Annotated in this window: 4 protein-coding genes; 3 read left to right on the top strand and 1 reads right to left on the bottom strand. The window is 70.8% G+C overall.

What is annotated here, in order from left to right; all coding sequences use genetic code 11:
• On the bottom strand, positions 1 to 704 hold a 704-nt coding region (locus AOK15_RS35775; protein ID WP_055522583.1), incomplete at its 3' end, for a GbsR/MarR family transcriptional regulator.
• Between the two features lie 256 nt (positions 705 to 960).
• On the opposite strand from AOK15_RS35775, the gene AOK15_RS35770 reads away from it, so the two are divergent.
• The 3 genes from AOK15_RS35770 to AOK15_RS35760 are packed head-to-tail and all read left to right on the top strand — an operon-like array spanning position 961 to position 3,439.
• Positions 961 to 1,629: a DUF4097 family beta strand repeat-containing protein gene (locus AOK15_RS35770; protein WP_055522580.1), complete on the top strand. Its 669-nt coding sequence runs from the start codon at positions 961 to 963 to the stop codon at positions 1,627 to 1,629.
• Between the two features lie 32 nt (positions 1,630 to 1,661).
• A complete protein-coding gene (locus AOK15_RS35765; protein WP_055522578.1) occupies positions 1,662 to 2,654 on the top strand; it encodes an ATP-binding cassette domain-containing protein in 993 nt (330 codons plus the stop codon).
• Entirely contained in the window at positions 2,651 to 3,439 is a 789-nt protein-coding gene (locus AOK15_RS35760; protein ID WP_055522576.1) for an ABC transporter permease, read from the top strand. The genes AOK15_RS35765 and AOK15_RS35760 overlap by 4 nt, the downstream gene beginning before the upstream one ends.
• Positions 3,440 to 3,536: the final 97 nt, after the last annotated feature.

Below are 3,536 nucleotides of genomic sequence, written 5' to 3'. Positions count from 1 at the left end.
GCGAGAGCACGATCCGCGCGGGCCTGCTCCGCCGCGCGGATCGTGCTCTCGCTGACGAAGTCGAGGAAGCGGGCGACGTTCTCCAGGCGGGCCGCGGCCGGGGTCTCGCGGCCGAGGACGCCGACGCCCTGCCGGGCGATCTCGATGACCTGGTTGAGGGCCCGGGCGCTGGCCAGCATCGACTGGTACCAGATGTCGTCGTCGACGACATAGCGCTCGCGGCGGCGTTCGTCGCGCTCCCGGCGGACGAACGCCTGGCCTTCCAGGTAGGTGATCGCCTTGGAGACGGACGCCGGGCTGACCTGGAGGCGCTGGACCAGGTCGGACGCGGTGAGGCTGCCCGAGTCGGTGAGCGTGAGGCAGGCCATGACCCGCGCCATCATCTTCGGCATGCCCGAGGCCATCATCACGGTGGCGAACGACTCCTCGAACTCCCGCACGGCCTCGGTGTCCCGGCCGTACGCCGCCGTGGCCGCCGCGGGCCCCCGTGGCGCGGCCTGCCTGCGCCGTTGCGCACGGCGTTCGGTGGCGCGATGGGCCAGGTCGGCGCGGTAGCCGGTGGGCCCGCCGTTGCGCATGACCTCGCGGGTGATGGTCGAGGTGGGGCGGTCGAGGCGTCGCGCGATCTCGGCGTAGGCGAGACCGTCGGCCAGCCCCAGGGCGATCTGCTGACGTTCGGGCTGAGTGAGCCTGCCTCCCGGCATGGGGGTCTCCTTCGAGGTGCGCGTGTGGACCCACCATAGCGTTCACCTCCATTCCATTGCAACGCTTCGGTGGCCGGTTGTTGCGTTAAGTTCAGATTCATTGCAATGATTTCTCTGCTTCTACCTGCGAGAATGCCATTATTATGCAACGAACTAGTTGCCGCAGATATGAATGCAACGTAGCTTTTCTCTCGTCGGAAACAACGGCCCGTCAGAATCACGACCCGCCGGAAACGACCCACCAGAGGAGAGAACAATGCAGAAGTTCGCCACCCCCGCCCCGGTCGCCGCCGTCCTCGACATCCAGGCCGGGCGGGTGCAGGTCATCGCCGCCGACCGGGCCGACACCGTCGTCGAGGTCCGGCCCGTGGACCCCTCCAAGGACCGCGACGTGCAGCTCGCCGACCTGACCACCGTCGAGTACGCCGACGGCACCCTGCGGATCACCGCGAAGGCGCCGGTCAAGAACCGCCTCGTGGGCCCCGCCGGCTCCGTCGAGGTGACCGTGCAGCTGCCCGCCGGCTCGCACGTCGAGGCCACCTCGGCCGGCGTCGAGTTCCGGGGCGTCGGACGGCTCGGGGACGTCGCCGTCGACGGCGCCCTCGGCCGGGTCAAGCTCGACGAGACCGGCCGTGCCCGCCTGGCCGTCCTGGCCGGTGACATCGCGGTCGGCCGTCTCGGCGGACCCGCGGAGATCAGCACCCGGCAGGGCGACATCCGTATCGACGAGGCGGTCGGCGGCACGGTCGTGCTCCGCACCGAGTCCGGTGACATCGCGGTCGCCGCCGCCCCCGGCGTCTCGGCCGCCCTGGACGCCGGCACCTCCTACGGCCGCGTCAGCAACGCCCTCAAGAACGACGGCACCACCGCGCTCGACATCCGCGCCACCACCTCCTGCGGCGACATCACCGCCCGCAGCCTCTGACCCTCCCGGCCCTCCGAAGGAGCACATCCACCATGACCACCCCGGCCATCGCGGCGCACGGGCTGCGCAAGTCCTACGGCGACAAGGTCGTGCTCGACGGCGTAGACCTCACCGTCCCCGAGGGAACGATCTTCTCCCTGCTCGGCCCGAACGGGGCCGGCAAGACCACCGCCGTCAAGATCCTGTCCACCCTCATCACCGCCGACAGCGGCCGGATCAGGGTCGCGGGCCACGACCCGGCCACCGACCCGCAGGCCGTCCGCGCCGAGATCGGGGTCACCGGGCAGTTCTCCGCCGTCGACGGGCTCATCACCGGCGAGGAGAACATGCTCCTCATGGCGGACCTGCACCACCTGCCGAGGAGAGAGGGACGACGGGTCGCCGCCGAACTGCTGGAGCGCTTCGACCTCACGGAGGCGGCGAAGAAGCCCGCCTCCACCTACTCCGGCGGCATGAAGCGCCGCCTCGACATCGCGATGACGCTGGTCGGGGGCCCGCGCGTCATCTTCCTCGACGAGCCGACCACCGGCCTCGACCCCCGCTCCCGCCACACCATGTGGCAGATCATCCGCGAGCTGGTCACAGGCGGCGTCACCGTCTTCCTCACCACCCAGTACCTGGAGGAGGCCGACGAACTCGCCGACCGGATCGCCGTGCTCCACGACGGCCGGATCGCCGCCGAGGGCACCGCCGAGGAACTCAAGCGACTGATCCCCGGCGGCCACGTCCGGCTCCGCTTCTCCGACCCGGCCCTCTACCGGTCGGCCGCCGCCGCGCTCGTCCAGGGCACCCTCCCCGACGCGCCCCTCCGCTCGCGCGGGGGCACCGCCGACGACGACGCCCTGACCCTGCGGATCCCCAGCGACGGCTCCCAGCGCGACCTGCGCTCCGTCCTCGACCGGCTGGACGCCGCCGGCATCGAGGCCGACGAACTGACCGTGCACACCCCCGACCTCGACGACGTGTTCTTCGCCCTCACCGGCGGCACCGACATCCCCGCCCAGGCCAAGGAGGCCCTGCGATGAGCTCCCTCTCCCTCGCCGTCCGCGACTCGACGACCATGCTGCGCCGCAACCTGCTGCACGCCAGGCGCTACCCGTCGATGACGCTGAACCTGCTGCTCACCCCGGTCATGCTGTTGCTGCTCTTCGTCTACATCTTCGGAGACGCGATGAGCGCCGGCCTCGGCGGCGGCGCCGACCGCTCCGACTACATCGCCTACCTGCTGCCCGGCCTGCTGCTGATGACGGTCGGATCCACGACCATCGGCACCGCGGTGTCCGTCTCCAACGACATGACCGAGGGCATCATCGCCCGCTTCCGCACGATGGCGATCCACCGCGCGTCGGTGCTGGTCGGGCACGTCATCGGCAGTGTCGCGCAGTGCCTGATGAGCGTGGTCCTCGTCGGCGCCGTCGGCGTGGCCATCGGCTTCCGCTCCACCGACGCCACCGTCCTGGAGTGGCTCGCCGCCTTCGGGCTGGTCACGCTGTTCGCCCTGGCCCTCACCTGGATCGCCGTCGGGATGGGCCTGGTCAGCCCGAACGCCGAGGCCGCCAGCAACAACGCGATGCCGCTGATCTTCCTCCCGCTGATCTCCAGCACCTTCGTGCCGCTGCACTCCATGCCGGGCTGGTTCCAGCCGATCGCCGAGTACCAGCCGTTCACCCCGGCCATCGAGACCCTGCGCGGGCTGCTCCTCGGCACCGAGATCGGCCACAACGGATGGCTCGCCGTGGCCTGGTGCGTCGGTCTCGCGGTGCTCGGCTACTTCTGGTCCACCTCGAAGTTCAACGGCGACCCGAAGTAACCGCCGTGACAGCGCGGGCAACCACCCCGCACCCCGCTCCACCCGCACCCTGCCCCACCCGCACCTCGCCCCACCCGCGCCTCGCCCCACCCCACAC

The sequence above is a fragment of the Streptomyces ossamyceticus genome (assembly GCF_001418475.1).
In the GTDB taxonomy this organism is placed as follows: Bacteria; Actinomycetota; Actinomycetes; order Streptomycetales; family Streptomycetaceae; genus Streptomyces; species Streptomyces ossamyceticus.
Note: the sequence above shows the minus strand (reverse complement) of the source record. Positions and strands in the feature narration are given on the sequence as shown.

Bases quoted from the DNA above. Each gene is read 5' to 3' on its own strand.
- AOK15_RS35770 (WP_055522580.1), top strand. From the start codon at position 961: ATGCAGAAGTTCGCCACCCCCGCCCCGGTCGCCGCCGTCCTCGACATC.
- AOK15_RS35765 (WP_055522578.1), top strand. From the start codon at position 1,662: ATGACCACCCCGGCCATCGCGGCGCACGGGCTGCGCAAGTCCTACGGC.
- AOK15_RS35760 (WP_055522576.1), top strand. From the start codon at position 2,651: ATGAGCTCCCTCTCCCTCGCCGTCCGCGACTCGACGACCATGCTGCGC.